We start from the raw sequence: 15109 nt of genomic DNA, 5'->3' as shown, positions 1-15109 counted from the left end.
GAAAGCCTTAGCCGTTCACGCTGTCCTTCAGCGCCTTGGCGATGGTCATCTTCACGACCTTGTCGGCTTCTTTCTTGATCTGCTCGCCGGTGGCGGGGTTGCGGACCATGCGCTCGGGGCGCTCGCGGCAATAGATCTTGCCGACGCCGGGCAGGGTCACGGCACCACCGCCGGTCACTTCGCGGGAAATGATCGCGGTCAGCGCGTCCAGGGCAGCCCCGGCGGATTTCTTGTCGGTGCCGGTTTCATCGGCGAGAGCGGCAACGAGTTGCGCTTTGGTCATCGGTTTTGCCATCTTCGTGGTCTCCCTTTATCTGCCCGAGTTCTGGGCCTCATGTGGCGTTATTTAACGGTATGTTGTGCATCACCACAACGAATTGTGTGCATTTGCAAGAAGAAATCGCCCATTTTGGTCGATTTCCTACCGTCACAAGAAGGCGGTCTCTTCAAAGCTACGCAATTTCCGGCTGTGGATTCGTTCCAGCGGCATCTCGCGCAGCGTCTCCATTGCATGGATGCCAATCATCAGGTGCCGGGCGACCTGCGTCTTGTAAAAGTCCGAGGCCATGCCGGGCAGTTTCAATTCGCCATGAAGCGGTTTGTCCGAGACACAGAGAAGCGTCCCATAGGGAACCCGGAACCGGAACCCGTTTGCCGCGATCGTGGCGCTTTCCATATCCAGCGCAATGGCCCGCGATTGGGACAGGCGCTGAACCGGGCCGGACTGGTCGCGCAGTTCCCAGTTGCGGTTGTCGATGGTGGCCACCGTCCCCGTCCGCATGATCCGCTTGAGCTCGTATCCCTCCAGCTCGGTCACCTTGGCCACGGCGGTTTCAAGGGCGATCTGGATTTCCGCCAGTGCCGGGATCGGCACCCAAACGGGAAGATCGTCATCCAAAACGTGGTCTTCCCGCAGATAGCCGTGGGCCAGCACGAAATCGCCCAGCCGCTGCGAATTCCGCAGGCCCGCACAGTGCCCGACCATCAGCCAGGCATGGGGCCGCAGCACGGCAATATGGTCGGTCGCGGTTTTTGCGTTGGATGGCCCGACCCCGATATTGACCAAAGTGATCCCGCCGCCGCCTTTCCGTTTCAGGTGATAGGTGGGCATCTGCGGCAGTTTTTCCGGCACCGGCATCGGCGTGTCCGCATCGGTGATCTCGATATTGCCGGGGCCGACAAAGGCGGTATAGCCGCTGCCTTCACTGGCCAGCATATGCCGGGCATAGCTTTCGAATTCCTCGACATAGAACTGGTAGTTGGTGAACAGCACGTGGTTCTGGAAATGCTCGGCCCGCGTCGCGGTATAGTGGGACAGCCGCGCAAGCGAATAGTCGACCCGCTGCGCCGTGAAGGGCGCAAGTGGCCGCGCCCCATCGGCATAGGTGAACCCATAGCCGTTGACGATGTCATCATGGGTCGTGGACAGGTCCGGCACGTCAAAGACATCGCGCAGGGTAAAGTCCGTTGCGCCCTCCTGCGGGACGGTGATGGTTGAATCCCCCGACATCGCGAAATGAACGGGCATGGGTGTTGCCGACGGACCGACCCAGACGGAAACGCCGTGGTTCTTGATCAGAAGGCCGATCTGCTGTTCGAGGTATTGGGCAAACAGATCGGGCCGGGTGATGGTTGCCGCATAGGTTCCCGGCTCGGCCACGTGGCCGAACGACAGGCGGCTGTCGATCGTTGCAAAGCTTGAGGTGGCGATCCGGACCTCAGGATAGACCGCGCGGTAGCGGGCCGCCGGTGCGCCTTCCGCCAGAATGCGCGAAAAGTTCTCCCGCAGAAAGCTGGTTGAAAGATCGTACAGTTCGTGCAGCCGGGCGACGGCGGCAGCCGGATCTGAAAATGCCTCGGACGCAGGATAATCCGGCGAAAGAACCGTGACCGGGTTTTGATCGTTCATCTGTGCACCTCGTCGCGCCTGCAATTGCCCAAAATCATGGCCCAACATACTGCGGGCTGCTTCGGATCATTATCATTCGTTTGTGGGGCCGAGTGTGACACTGAAACCAATCCGGTCGCAAGCGGGATCGCCAAGTGTGAAACATAGGCGATTAGGCCTGAATAGACACTACATTGCTGCATCTTTGCCCGAGCGCAGCTGGCGCGGTGTGACGCCGAACTCTTGTCGAAAGGCCCGGGTCAGCGCGCTGGGGTCTTCATATCCTGTGCGCAGGGCGACCTCTGATATGGCCAGTTCGGTTTCAAGGATGATCTTGCGGGCTTCGATCAGGCGCAGCCGACGATAGACGGTTTGCGGTGGCGCGCCGACCGCTGCCTGCATCCGTTTTTCAAGATCGCGCAGCGGCCGCCCGATCCGGCGCGCCAGATCCGGCAACCGAAGCGGCGCTTCAAGGTTTTCCTGCATCAGGGCAATCGCGCGCGCGACGCTGCGCGATCGGGCTGTCGGCGTGGCCTGCGGCCCGGTCGCCTGTGGTGACATGAACAGCGTCGCCACCTCGAGCCGTAGCGCTGCACCGTGCCGGTCTTCGATCAGTTCGAGGACAAGATCGAAGGCGGCCAACGCACCGCCGCATGTGATCCTGTCTTTGTCGATGACATGACGCGCACGGGTTGCCTCAACCTCTGGGAAGGTCTCGGAGAATGCGCCCAACTCCTCCCAATGGATCGTTGCGCGATAGCCGTCCAGCAACCCCGCCGCCGCCATCAGCCAGCTTCCCGTATCCAGACCCGCGAGGGTCGGAAACCGCCGTGTTGCACTGCGCAGGGCCCGTGCGGTGTGATTGTTCGCGTGATCGCGAAACCGATAGCTGGGCAAAATGAACAGCACATCGCCACCAGCATCCGTCAGGGCGCCATGGACCCTGACCTCCAACCCGCTTGACGACGTCACCGATTGCCCATCCAGCGACAGGAACGACCAAACGTAAAGCTCGCGACCGGACAGGGTATTGGCAGCCCGAAAGGGCTCTACCGTGTTGGCGAGGCAATGCATCGAGAAATCGTCAAAGAGCAGAAGCCCTATGCGCTGCGGCGCGGCGTTTGTATTCATCCAACTTCGCATGAAAAACACTAATCTTGCACGAATACCCGGATCAACCCCCCTAAAGTTCCGGCCAATCAGACAGGGGACCGCCATGCAATATGGGCTGAACGAAGAACAGGAAATGATCGCGGCGACCGTCCGCAGTTTCGTTGAAAAGGAAATCTATCCACACGAAGATCTTGTGGAACGAACCGGCGAAGTCCCCGAGGAGATCGCGCAAGAGATCAAGCGCAAGACAATCGAACTTGGGTTCTATGCCTGCAATTTCCCTGAATCCGTCGGCTGTGCGGGCCTCAATCATCTTGAATTCGCACTGGTTGAACGCGAGCTTGGCCGGGGGTCGATGGCGCTCAACCATTTCTTTGGGCGGCCGCAGAATATCCTGATGGCGTGCGAGGGCGAACAGGTCGAACGCTACCTGATGCCAGCGGTCCGCGGCGAGCGGATGGACGCGCTGGCCATGACGGAACCCGGTGCGGGGTCAGACGTGCGCGGCATGAAATGTGCCGCCCGCCGTGACGGCGGCGATTGGGTCGTGAACGGGACCAAGCATTTCATCTCGGGCGCCGATCATGCCGATTTCATCATCGTCTTCATCGCCACCGGCGAAGACCAGACCCCGAAAGGTCCGAAGAAACGGATCACCGCCTTCCTCGTGGATCGCGGGACGCCCGGGTTCACCATCCGCGACGGGTATAAATCGGTCAGCCATCGCGGCTACAAGAACATGATCCTTGAATTCGACGATTGCCGCCTGCCCGACGCGCAGGTTCTGGGCGAGGTCGATGGCGGGTTCGAGGTGATGAACACCTGGCTTTATGCAACCCGGATCACCGTCGCCACGATGAGCGTTGGCCGCGCCCGCCGCGTCTTCGATTATGCGCTGGATTACGCCGCGACCCGCGAACAGTTCGGCCAGAAGATCGGCAAATTCCAGGGCGTCAGCTTTCAGCTTGCCGATATGATCACCGAGATCGACGCGGCCGATCTGCTGACCCTCGCCGCCGCCGACCGGCTCGACAAAGGGCTGCCCGCGAACCGCGAGATTGCATCGGCCAAGCTTTACGCCTCTGAAATGCTGGGCCGGGTCACGGACGCCGCGATTCAGGTTCATGGCGGCATGGGCCTGATGGATGATTACCCGCTGGAAAGGTTCTGGCGCGATGCGCGTGTCGAACGGATCTGGGATGGAACGTCCGAGATTCAGCGCCACATCATCAGCCGCGAAATGCTGCGTGCGCTGGGGGCATGATGCGGGATCTGTCGCGGCTGCTGCGGCCGGCATCGGTCGCCGTGATCGGGGGCGGTGCTTGGTGCCGCTCCGTTCTCGAACAACTCGACAAGGCGGGCTATGACGGGCTGGTCTGGCCGGTTCATCCCAAGGGTGGTGAAATTGGCAAAAACAGGGTCTATACAAGCCTGAATGACCTTCAGCAGGCCCCCGACGCCGCCTTTGTCGGGATCAACCGGGACGCCACGATCGACGCGGTCGGACAGCTTTCCGCGATGGGGGCAGGGGGCGCTGTCTGCTTTGCCAGCGGCTTTGCCGAGGTCGGGGATGGGTCAGAGCGGAACGCGGCGCTGCTTGCCGCGGCGGGGGACATGCCGATCCTTGGACCGAATTGCTACGGGATGATCAACGCGGTGGACGGTGCGCTCCTCTGGCCGGACCAGCATGGTTGCACCCGCGTCGAAAGCGGTGTCGCCATCCTGACCCAGTCATCGAACATCGCCATCAACCTGACCATGCAGAACCGGGGGTTGCCCATCGCCTATGTGGTGACCTGCGGCAATCAGGCCCAGACGACACAGGCAGAAATCGCCGCCGGGCTTCTGGACGATCCGCGCGTGACAGCAATTGGGCTGCATATCGAAGGGTTCGGCGATCTTCCCGCGTGGCAGGCCCTGGCGCAGAAGGCGCAGGCGCGGAACGTCCCGATTGTCGTGCTCAAGGTCGGCAGATCGGCCGAGGCGCAGGCGGCGACCGTCTCGCATACCGCGTCGCTGGCCGGCGAGGATGCCGGTGCGCAGGCGCTTCTGGATCGGCTTGGCTTTGCGCGGGTCGATGAATTGCCTGTCCTGCTGGAAACGCTGAAGCTGCTGCATGTCGGGGGACCGCTGACGGGGAACCGCATCGCGACGATCAGCTGTTCGGGGGGCGAGGCAAGCCTTGCCGCCGATATGGCCTTGTCCACGTCCTTGGTCTTTCCACCCCTGAACCCGCGGCAAACCTCGGACCTTTTCGATGCGTTGGGGCCCCGAGTCGCCCTTGCCAACCCTCTGGATTATCACACTTATATCTGGCGTGATGTCGAAGCGATGACCCGGGCCTTTTCGGCCATGGTCGATCCGAACCTTGATCTGACCCTTCTGATCGTGGACTTCCCGCGCTCCGACCGATGCGACCCGTCTGACTGGGACCACGTGGTCGAGGCCGCGATCCGGACACGCGCGTCGACCGGCGGACGGGTCGGCATGGTCGCCACCTTGCCGGAACTGATGCCCGAAGACGTGGCGCAAACGCTGATCGCCGGCGGGGTCATCCCCTTCAGCGGGCTGAGAGAGGCGCTTGCCGCTGCGGACGCCGCCCAAGCGCAGATGCCGGACGCCGCGGAACTTCTCTTGCCCGGGGCGGAGCGGCAGGCGCAGACGGTGACCGAGGCGCAGGCAAAAGCCGAGTTGGCCGCGTTTGGTCTGCCCTGCCCAAAGGCCATCCCGACGACACGCGGGGGTATCGCGGATGTTGCCGGGGGACTGTCCTATCCCGTCGTCCTCAAGGCCGTTGGCCTCGCCCACAAATCCGACGCGGGCGGGGTCGTCCTTGGCCTGACCAGCCCCGACGACCTGATCGAGGCGGCGGGCCGAATGCCAACCGAAGATCTGCTGATCGAAGAAATGATCACCGGAACGGTTGCCGAACTTTTGGTGGGCGTCGTTCGCGATCCCGCCCATGGTTTCGTCCTGACGTTGGGGGCTGGTGGTGTCCTGACGGAACTTCTTGAAGACAGCGCGTCGGTGCTCATCCCGGCCAGTCGTGATGCAATTGAACAGACACTATCAAAGCTCAAATACCGCAAGATCCTCGGGGGATACCGGGGCGCTGCCGCCGCCGATGTGCTCAAGATCATCGACGCTGTCATGGCGGTTCAGGCCTATGTCCTTGCCAATGCCGACCGGGTCGAAGAGGTTGAGGTGAACCCGCTCATTTGCACGCAGACCGCGGCGATTGCCGCCGACGCACTTATCCGGAGGGCCTGAATGATACAGCCGATCAAGACGCGCCGGGACGGCGCAATCCTCGAGGTGACGCTGGACCGCCCCAAGGCAAATGCCATCGACCTCAAGACCAGCCGGATCATGGGCGAGGTGTTCCGCGATTTCCGCGATGACCCGGACCTGCGGGTCGCGATCCTGACCGGTGGGGGCGAGAAGTTCTTTTGCCCCGGCTGGGATCTGAAGGCCGCCGCTGATGGCGATGCGGTCGACGGCGACTATGGCGTTGGCGGCTTTGGTGGGTTGCAGGAACTGCGGGACATGAACAAGCCCGTGATCGCCGCCGTCAACGGCATTTGCTGCGGCGGTGGTCTGGAACTGGCGCTCTCTGCCGACATCATCCTTGCCGCCGATCATGCGAGCTTTGCCTTGCCAGAGATCCGGTCCGGCACGGTCGCAGACGCGGCCAGCGTGAAGCTGCCCAAGCGGATACCCTACCACATCGCGATGGAGCTTTTGCTGACCGGGCGCTGGTTCGATGCGGAAGAGGCGCATCGCCGGGGCATCGTGAACCGGATCGTTCCCGCCGCCGATCTGATGGAACAGGCCTGGGACATGGCACGCCTGCTCGCCTCTGGTCCGCCACTGGTTTACGCGGCGATCAAGGAAATCGTGCGCGACGCGGAAGATTCCAAGTTTCAGGACGCAATGAACCGGATCACCAAACGGCAGCTTCGGTCTGTCGACGTGCTCTATTCCTCGGACGATCAGCTTGAGGGGGCAAAGGCCTTTGCTGAAAAGCGGGATCCGGTCTGGAAGGGGCGCTAGCGCTTTCGAAAGGTGACGATCAGGGCCAGGTCCGTGGCGTGTTCCCCGGTCGCGCCTGGCCCGTAGATCGCGACCTCTGGCATGGCCAAATCGTCGATCTTGGCCTTGATAGACTCTAGTTTCGCTGCAAAGCTGCTGCTGTCCCAATGGCGCGCGTTGACTGAAATCACCATGACCCCGCCCGGCGCAAGCACGCGCAGCAATTCGTCAATCGCTTCGGGGCCGACATGGCCAAGGGTAAAGGTGCCCGCGCTGAGCACGCCGCGATAGGCCGCGTCGGCAACGTCCAGCCGGTCCGTCACGTCGCCGGTGAACAGCCGGGAATAGAGCCCTTTTCCGCGCGCGATCTCCAGCATCTCGGCGGAAATATCGGTGCCATCAACCGGCCCGACGCCCAGCTTGGACAGATGCAGGGCCACCGCCCCCGTGCCCGCGCCGATATCCAGAACCGGCCCCTCGCCCCCGACTGCGGCAAACTGCCGGGCCACCTCGAACGGCAGCCGATAGTCCATCGCGTCGACGAAATCGCTGTCGTAGGTCTCTGCCCAATCAGCGTAGAGCCTGCGATTGTCGTCCTTCGATTGCAGCGCATAGGCGCCGTCGAGTCCGGGTTTCTGGGTCATGGAACAATGCTGGCCGATCCAACGCATTCTTGCAACTTCCGATCAGCCGGGCCATGTCAGGCGTATGATTGGAACGCTTCTTTCCTTCGGCCACGGCTACGCCGCCTCGGCGCTTGCCAACCTTCTGGGTCCAGAGGGCTGGCGGGTCATTGGCACGACCAGATCGGACGACAGAATCGGGACCCTGTTGGCGCAGGGGGTGGAGCCGCGCCTTTGGCCGGGCGCAAACATGGATCCGGCGCTGGATGCCGCGACCCATATCCTGATCTCGGCCGCCCCCGGTCCCGAGGGCGACCCGGTTCTGGCAGAACTGCGGGACGAGATTGCGGCCCGCGCCGACAGGTTGCGCTGGGTTGGCTACCTGTCCACCACCGGCGTCTATGGTGACCATCAGGGCGGCTGGGTCGATGAGACCACGCCCTTGTCCCCGACAACGGAACGTGGACGGGCGCGGATGGAGGCGGAAGCCGCCTGGGCCGCCATTCCCGACCTGCCCCTGCACATCTTCCGGCTGGCGGGCATCTATGGTCCGGGCCGCGGACCCTTTGCCAAGGTCCGGCAGGGGACGGCGCGCAGGATCATCAAGCCGGGGCAGGTGTTCAGCCGGACCCATGTGGACGATATCGCGCAGGTTCTGCACGCCTCGATGCAGCGGCCGAACCCCGGCGCGATCTACAACGTCTGCGACGACGATCCCGCCCCGCCGGAAGAGGTGATCGGCTACGCGGCCGAATTGCTGGGTCTGCCGCTGCCACCGGCAGAGGATTTCGACATGGTCGAAATGTCGCCCATGGCCCGCAGCTTCTACGCCGAATCGAAACGGGTCAGGAACGACCGGATCAAGGACGAGCTGGGCGTCACCCTGCGCTACCCGGATTACCGTGCGGGCCTCAGGGCCTTGCTTGCGGAAGAGACCGGCGAATAAGGGCGGCGATCAGGGCGAACCCGGCAACGAAGACCAGCGCCACCACGAAGTTCATCCCGTAGAAACTCGCCCGGCCGGCAAACTCAAGATTGTTCAGGAAGGGGTAGGGCAGGCCGTTCGTCACGGTGCCCGACGGCTCTGTCGCGAAGCGTTGGACCAGAAGTTCCGCCCAGGCGATATAGGCCGTCACGATACCGACCATCCACCCGATACTGCGCAGGGGCCGCCGGAACCCGCGATAGACGAACAGGGCGTTGATCCACAGGAAATGCGGCCCGACTGCGTGCAGGTAAAACTCCAGCCACCAAACACCGAGTTGGCCATTGGCGGTGACAGAGGCCGGGTCCGCGAAGTACAGCCGCCAATAGAGCAGAACAACCATCGCGTTCTGAACCGATGCCGCGCCGATGAACCCGTCCCAACGGGCCGGATCACGGGAAAAGACGGTCAGGCCATGGGCAATCGTCGCAAGGAACAACCCCCAGACCGTAAAGAACCGGAATGGGCCGGCGAACTGGGTATATTCGCTGAAAAACACCATCCGCAGGCAATACCCGACCGCGATGACGAAAGCGGCGATCTGGAAGGCCCGGCCCAACGTCATGCGCGTTTGGTCGAGATGCTGGAGATGCCAAGCACATCCAGAACCCGCTTTTCGATGGACTCCGCGTCCAGCGCGGCAACCTCGTACATTTGCGCCGGGCTGGCCTGATCGATGAAGATATCGGGCAGGACCATGCTGCGGAACTTCAGCCCGTGGTCGAACCGGCCTTCATCCGACAAAAGCTGGGCCACATGGCTGCCAAAGCCGCCAACCGCGCCCTCTTCAATCGTGATCAGCGCCTCGTGCCGGTCGGCAAGATCAAGGATCAGGTCCCGGTCAAGCGGTTTGGCAAAGCGGGCATCGGCGACGGTGGGGGTGATACCGCGCGCAGAGAGGGCCTCGGCGGCCTTCATGGTTTCCTGAAGCCGGGTGCCAAAGGACAAAAGCGCGACGCCCTTGCCCTCCTGAATGATCCGGCCTTTGCCGATCTCCAACGGTTGGGCATCGGTCGGGATCTCCACCCCGACCCCCTCGCCACGCGGGAACCGGAAGGCGATCGGACCGTCATCGTGGCGGGCGGCGGTGACAACCATGCGCACAAGTTCCGCCTCATCCGCGGCCGCCATCACGACAAAGCCTGGCAGGTTGGCAAGGAAGGCAATGTCGAAACTGCCCGCGTGGGTCGCGCCATCGGCCCCGACCAGACCCGCGCGGTCGATCGGAAAGCGGACCGGCAGACGCTGGATCGCCACGTCGTGCACGACCTGATCGTAGCCACGCTGAAGAAAGGTCGAATACAGCGCGCAGAAGGGGCGCAGCCCCCCGGCGGCAAGGCCCGCGCTGAACGTGACGGCGTGCTGTTCGGCAATGCCCACGTCAAAACAGCGGCTGGCATAGCGTTCCATGAATCGGTCAAGGCCGGTGCCATCGGGCATGGCGGCGGTCACGGCGCAAATCTTCGGGTCTTTTGCCGCCTCGGCCACCAGGGTTTCCGCAAAGACGCTGGTATAGCTGGGGGCGTTCGATTTCGCCTTGGCCTGCTTGCCGGTCATGACGTCGAACTTGGCCGTGGCATGGCCCTTGTCGCGGGCAGTCTCTGCCGGGGCATAGCCTTTGCCCTTTTTCGTGACCGCATGGATCAGGACCGGGCCGGTCGCGCGGGCCTTGACCGTGCGCAGGACCGACAAAAGCTGTTCCATATCGTGCCCATCAATTGGGCCGACGTAGGAAAACCCTAATTCTTCAAACAGGGTGCCACCCACGGTCATGTGTTTCAGCATGTCCTTGGCCCGTTTGGCCCCTTCGCGGAACGGTTCCGGAAGCAGGCTGACCGCGCCTTTGGCGGCGGCCTTCAATTCCTGAAACGGTTCGCCCGCATAAAGCCGCGAGAGGTACGACGACAGCGCGCCGACAGGCTCGGCAATCGACATCTCGTTGTCGTTCAGGATGACAAACAGGCGCTTTTTCAGGTGGCCCGCGTTGTTCATCGCCTCGAATGCCATGCCCGCGCTCATCGCGCCGTCACCGATCACCGCAATCGCGTCACCCAGCCCTTCGTCGGTCGTGCCGCCCAGATCACGGGCCACGGCAAACCCAAGCGCCGCGCTGATCGAGGTAGAGCTATGCGCCGCGCCGAAAGGGTCATAGGGGGATTCAGACCGCTTCGTGAACCCCGACAGCCCGTCCTTCTGGCGCAGGGTGCGGATACGGTCGCGCCGCCCGGTCAGGATCTTGTGCGGATAGCATTGGTGGGACACGTCCCAGATGATCTTGTCCTTCGGGGCATCGAACACCGCATGAAGCGCAACGGTCAGTTCCACAACACCCAGACCCGCGCCAAGGTGCCCGCCGGTTTCCGACACGGCACTGATGGTCTCGGCCCGCAATTCGCCTGCCAATTGGGTCAGCTGCCCGTCCGACAGGCCCTTCATGTCGGCGGGCGTCCGGACCGTGTCCAGCAGGGGGGTATGCGGTGTCTGGCTCATCACTTGTCCCGGGCGATCACGAAGCGGGCAAGGTCCCGCAGCAGTCGCGCGTCTTCACCATAGATAGATAGGGCATCGCAAGCCTCTGTCACCAGATTGGCGGCGCGGCGCTTGGCCTCATCCAGACCCAGAAGCGAAACGAAGGTCGCCTTTCCAGCCTCGGCATCCTTGCCGACGGCCTTGCCCACAGTGCCCGCGTCCCCTTCCACATCCAGCACATCGTCCCAGATCTGAAACGCCAGACCAATGGCCTTTCCATAGCGGCCCATCGGGGCAGGGTCGGCCTCTGCCATCCAGGGGCCTGCCATCGCCGCCCATTCGATCAGGGCGCCGGTCTTTTCGGCCTGAAGTGTCTCTATCTCTGCCAAACTCAGCGGTTTTTCCGCCGTTTCCGCCGCAATATCGAGCGCCTGCCCCCCCACCATGCCCCGCACCCCGGCAGCGCGGGCAAGGGTCCGGGCAAGGGTGACTTTGGCGGTTGCGGTGTTCCCGGATTGCAGGACCAGTTCAAAGGCAAGCGATTGCAGGGCATCGCCCGCCAGAACGGCCGTCGCCTCGTCCCACTTGCGATGCACGGTCGGCTGCCCCCGGCGAAGGTCATCGTCATCCATGCAGGGCAGGTCGTCGTGGATCAGGCTATAAGCGTGGATCGCCTCGATCGCGGCGGCGGCCGGCGCGGCCTGTGATTCCCCTTGCCCGTGGATCCGCGCGCCTTCCAGCACCAGAAACCCGCGCAACCCCTTACCCCCTTGAGCCCCATAGCGCATCGCCTCTGCCACCGGCAGGTCGACCCCGGTCAGGGCCTCGGTGATCCGGGCCTCGACAATGCTGCGGGCCGTGGCAAGGGCGTCGTTCAGGGGCATGGGTCAGCCCGCGTCCAGCGGTGTCGTGCCCGTCGGTGCGCCGGTTTCGTCAAAGGTGATCTTGGCGACCTTTTCCTCGGCCTCTTTCAGCTTAGCGTCGCAGCGGGCTTTCAGCTTTGCGCCCCGTTCATACAGCGCGATGGAATCCTCCAGCGCCACATCGCCCCGTTCAAGCTGGCCCACAACTGTTTCAAGCTCGCGGATCGCCTCTTCAAAGCTCATCTCTTCCACGGGTTTCCCGGTCATCGGCCTCTTTCCTTTAGAACATTCACATGGGCGAAGGCGGATGCCCCCAGTGCCTCTAGATCATAGCCGCCTTCCTGTGCAGATACCACGCGGCCGGCGCAGAGTTTTTCGGCAAGATCGCAGATGCGTCCGGTGACCCAGGCAAAGTCCTCGGTTTCCAGATTGATCCCTGCCAGCGGATCGGCCCGATGCGCGTCAAACCCGGCAGACACAAGGATCAGGTCGGGCGCAAAGGCCTCGATCCTCGGGAAGACCAGCGTTTCGTAGATCTGGCGAAACTCCGGCCCCTCGGTTCCTTCACGCAGCGCGATATTCAGCACCGTGTCATGGTCGCCCGTATCGGACGGATCGCCCGTGCCGGGATAAAGCGGCATCTGGTGGGACGAGACGAACAGGATGCGCGGGTCTTCCTGCACAAGGTCTTGGGTGCCGTTGCCGTGGTGCACGTCGAAATCGACGATGGCGACGCGGGACAGCCCGTGATGGTCCAGAGCGTACTTCGCGGCAATGGCGACATTACCAAACAGGCAGAACCCCATCGGGGTTTCCTTTTCCGCGTGATGGCCCGGCGGACGAATGGCGCAATAGGCGTTGGTTACCTCGCCGCCCAGAACCATGTCGACCGCGCGGGTAACAGCGCCCACGCCCCGCCACGCTGCGGCAAGCGATCCGGGGCTCATCCATGTGTCGGGATCAAGCTGGACGATCCCCTGATCGGGGTCGGCGGCGCGCAGGGCGTCGATATGGGCCTTCGGATGGGCGCGCAGCACGTCCGCCTCTGCCCCCATCGGGGCCGAAGCCCGCAACAGGTCCAGCGATTCAAGGGCAGTCAGGATCGCGTCCAGCCGCGCCACCTGTTCCGGGTGGCCGGGCGGCGTAATATGGCTTGCGCAGTCGGGGTGGGTGATCAAAGCGGTTGTCATATCGCCAAGGAACAGAAATCCTGACCAAAGAACAAGAGAGGGAATTGATGCGCATCATCCTGTCGATCCTGGCCGCCCTGCTGACCGGCGCTGCTGTCGCCCAAGAGGCGGCGGAAGACCCGCCGCTTCGCGAACTGTCGCATGACCTGAATGGTGACGGGCGGGCCGAGGTGTTCACCCTGATCGAGCAGGACGCCGGGCCGACCGATCTGCGGGTTTCGGGGACGGGGGGGCTGGATGTGACCGGCCCGGCGCTGGGCACATCGGGCGAGGGCGCGCAGGCACCGATCCTAGCGCTGGATGGGCAGGGGCGGGTTCAGGTCACCTCTTTCCACGATGTCGAGGGTCAGACACGCTGGACCGTCACGCTGACCATCGATTTCCCCGACGGCAGCTACCGGGTGGCGGGTTACCGTTTCGTCTGGTGGGATCAATATGATCCAACGATCTTCGGGTTTTGCGACCTTGACCTGCGAGCCGGGACGGGAACGATCCAGCAGGGGGCAGAGCGGACCCATCGGATCGACACGGAAATCCCGACCCTGCCGATCACCCTCTGGGCAGAGACCGACAAGGTCTTTCCTGTCGACTGTTCTTAAAAACAGGCTCTAATCAGGCGCAAGCATGTATCCCGCGCCCCGCACGGTTTGCAGGTATCGCGGCTGTTTCGGGTCCTGTTCCAGCTTGCGGCGCAGTCGGGTGATCTGAACGTCGACCGCCCGTTCCTGTGTCTGCCCGCCGGACCGGTTCAGCTCTTCCACTAGCTTGGCGCGCGAAATCGGTTCGCCGGGACGGGCCGAGAAAATGCGCATCAACTGGGCCTCGGTCGCGGTCAGGCGCACCAGATCCTCGCCCTGCCACATCTCTCCACGTTCGATGTCATAGCGGATCGGGCCAAGGGTCAGGGCCTTGGGGCGCACGATCGTCGGCTCGGACGCCGGAACCCGCCGCAGGATCGCGTTGATCCGCAGCAGCAACTCTTTCGGTTCAAACGGCTTGGCAAGGTAGTCGTCCGCGCCCGCCTCCAGCCCGGCAATTCGGTCGGCGGTTTCCCCTTTTGCCGTCAAGAGCATGATCGGGGTGCCGATCTGCTGTCGCAGGTCACGGCACAGGCTGATCCCATCCTCACCCGGCATCATCACGTCCAGCACGATCAGGTCAAATTCCAGCCCCGACAGGATGCGGCGGGCATGGGCGGCATCCCGCGCGGCACTGACCAGAAACCCGTTTCGGACAAGGAACTTCTGCAACAACCCGCGGATACGTTCATCGTCATCGACGATCAACAGATGGGCATCATCATTACTCATACTTGCCTGTCCTTCAGCGTCGCGTAGTGGCGCCGCATGTCTTCGTCCATCATCGCCTCAAGCACTTGCCGGAAACCGGCAACCGCGTCTGGCCCTGCCGCCCGATAGGCGGCCCGCATCCGCTCGCGCTGGGCGTCGGACAATTCGCGCTCCAGCAGAGCGCCCTTTTCCGTCAGAAAAAGATGGCGTTCGCGCTTGTCCTTCTTGCCAACCCGGGATTCCACCAGACCGTCCTCGATCAGGCTGCGCAACACACGATTAAGCGACTGTTTTGTAACACCAAGGATCGACAACAGGTTATTGACCGTGGTCCCCGGACTGCGGTTGATGAAATGGATGGCCCGGTGATGGGCCCGGCCATAGGCCATGCCCTCAAGGATCCTGTCAGGATCGGCGGTAAAGCCGCGATAGGCAAAAAACATCGCTTCGATGCCTTTGCGCAGCTGGTCGTCGGTGAGGAAGAGAAGCGCCTGCCCCCCCTGTCCACCCTGGCTGTCCACCATCCCGGTCTCCCTTGTTTTATTGGCTCAGGATAAGTCAGCCTTGTTGACATTCCAAGGCTTGACTGCTAGCCGATTCCGGAAATTTCGCAAGAATATGTCCGAACCGGACCTTCTTGGGCAACAAATGAAATCT

16 protein-coding genes are annotated in these 15109 nt (G+C 62.8%); 5 read left to right on the top strand and 11 right to left on the bottom strand.

The annotated features are described in order from the left end of the window. Positions 1–7: 7 nt before the first annotated feature. From EU803_RS09165 to EU803_RS09155, 3 genes are all read right to left on the bottom strand, one after another. Positions 8–295 carry an HU family DNA-binding protein gene (locus EU803_RS09165; protein ID WP_129682031.1) on the bottom strand — a complete coding sequence of 96 codons (288 nt, stop codon included), beginning with the start codon at positions 293–295 and terminating at the stop codon, positions 8–10. A gap of 132 nt (positions 296–427) precedes the next feature. Continuing rightward, positions 428–1909, bottom strand: coding sequence for an AMP nucleosidase (locus EU803_RS09160; RefSeq protein ID WP_129682029.1), 1482 nt, complete (start codon positions 1907–1909; stop codon positions 428–430). Between the two features lie 168 nt (positions 1910–2077). Next, entirely contained in the window at positions 2078–3019 is a 942-nt protein-coding gene (locus EU803_RS09155; protein WP_242494325.1) for a GlxA family transcriptional regulator, read from the bottom strand. Positions 3020–3104: 85 nt separating this feature from the next. Here EU803_RS09155 and EU803_RS09150 point away from each other — a divergent pair, with 85 nt between their 5' ends. Genes EU803_RS09150 through EU803_RS09140 form a run of 3 tightly spaced genes read left to right on the top strand, consistent with a single transcriptional unit; the run spans position 3105 to position 7054 of the window. Then, the gene (locus tag EU803_RS09150; protein ID WP_129682025.1) at positions 3105–4265 is read left to right on the top strand and encodes an acyl-CoA dehydrogenase family protein; all 1161 of its coding nucleotides are present in this window, start codon (positions 3105–3107) and stop codon (positions 4263–4265) included. After that, the gene (locus tag EU803_RS09145) at positions 4262–6271 is read left to right on the top strand and encodes an acetate--CoA ligase family protein (RefSeq protein ID WP_129682023.1); all 2010 of its coding nucleotides are present in this window, start codon (positions 4262–4264) and stop codon (positions 6269–6271) included. The genes EU803_RS09150 and EU803_RS09145 overlap by 4 nt, the downstream gene beginning before the upstream one ends. Next, on the top strand, positions 6272–7054 hold the full coding sequence (locus EU803_RS09140) for a carnitinyl-CoA dehydratase (protein ID WP_129682021.1): 783 nt from the start codon (positions 6272–6274) through the stop codon (positions 7052–7054). On the opposite strand, the gene EU803_RS09135 is transcribed toward EU803_RS09140, so the two are convergent. Continuing rightward, positions 7051–7677 (bottom strand): class I SAM-dependent methyltransferase, encoded by a 627-nt coding sequence (locus tag EU803_RS09135; protein ID WP_129682019.1) that lies wholly within the window; start codon positions 7675–7677, stop codon positions 7051–7053. The two genes, EU803_RS09140 and EU803_RS09135, sit on opposite strands and share 4 nt — an antisense overlap. Positions 7678–7741: 64 nt before the next feature. On the opposite strand from EU803_RS09135, the gene EU803_RS09130 reads away from it, so the two are divergent. Further along, positions 7742–8602 (top strand): SDR family oxidoreductase, encoded by an 861-nt coding sequence (locus tag EU803_RS09130; protein ID WP_129682017.1) that lies wholly within the window; start codon positions 7742–7744, stop codon positions 8600–8602. On the opposite strand, the gene EU803_RS09125 is transcribed toward EU803_RS09130, so the two are convergent. The 5 genes from EU803_RS09125 to EU803_RS09105 are packed head-to-tail and all read right to left on the bottom strand — an operon-like array spanning position 8568 to position 13163. After that, positions 8568–9206: a hypothetical protein gene (locus tag EU803_RS09125; RefSeq protein ID WP_129682015.1), complete on the bottom strand. Its 639-nt coding sequence runs from the start codon at positions 9204–9206 to the stop codon at positions 8568–8570. The genes EU803_RS09130 and EU803_RS09125 overlap by 35 nt on opposite strands. After that, positions 9203–11131, bottom strand: coding sequence for a 1-deoxy-D-xylulose-5-phosphate synthase (gene dxs, locus EU803_RS09120; protein ID WP_129682014.1), 1929 nt, complete (start codon positions 11129–11131; stop codon positions 9203–9205). Before dxs ends, EU803_RS09125 begins: the two co-directional genes overlap by 4 nt. Beyond that, a complete protein-coding gene (locus EU803_RS09115; RefSeq protein ID WP_129682012.1) occupies positions 11131–11994 on the bottom strand; it encodes a polyprenyl synthetase family protein in 864 nt (287 codons plus the stop codon). The genes dxs and EU803_RS09115 overlap by 1 nt, the downstream gene beginning before the upstream one ends. Positions 11995–11997: 3 nt before the next feature. Next, complete coding sequence (locus tag EU803_RS09110) at positions 11998–12240, bottom strand: exodeoxyribonuclease VII small subunit (RefSeq protein ID WP_129682010.1); 243 nt, start codon at positions 12238–12240, stop codon at positions 11998–12000. Beyond that, positions 12237–13163: a histone deacetylase family protein gene (locus tag EU803_RS09105; protein WP_129682008.1), complete on the bottom strand. Its 927-nt coding sequence runs from the start codon at positions 13161–13163 to the stop codon at positions 12237–12239. Before EU803_RS09105 ends, EU803_RS09110 begins: the two co-directional genes overlap by 4 nt. A gap of 47 nt (positions 13164–13210) precedes the next feature. On the opposite strand from EU803_RS09105, the gene EU803_RS09100 reads away from it, so the two are divergent. Next, positions 13211–13762: a hypothetical protein gene (locus tag EU803_RS09100; RefSeq protein WP_129682006.1), complete on the top strand. Its 552-nt coding sequence runs from the start codon at positions 13211–13213 to the stop codon at positions 13760–13762. Positions 13763–13771: 9 nt separating this feature from the next. Here the strand turns inward: EU803_RS09100 and EU803_RS09095 are convergent, their stop codons facing one another. After that, complete coding sequence (locus EU803_RS09095; protein WP_129682004.1) at positions 13772–14473, bottom strand: response regulator; 702 nt, start codon at positions 14471–14473, stop codon at positions 13772–13774. Further along, positions 14470–14976: a MarR family transcriptional regulator gene (locus tag EU803_RS09090; RefSeq protein ID WP_129682002.1), complete on the bottom strand. Its 507-nt coding sequence runs from the start codon at positions 14974–14976 to the stop codon at positions 14470–14472. The genes EU803_RS09095 and EU803_RS09090 overlap by 4 nt, the downstream gene beginning before the upstream one ends. Between the last annotated feature and the right edge of the window lie 133 nt (positions 14977–15109).

Source organism: Loktanella sp. IMCC34160, assembly GCF_004145845.1.
Lineage (GTDB): Bacteria > Pseudomonadota > Alphaproteobacteria > Rhodobacterales > Rhodobacteraceae > SELP01.
This window is presented reverse-complemented; position numbering and strand designations above follow the sequence as displayed.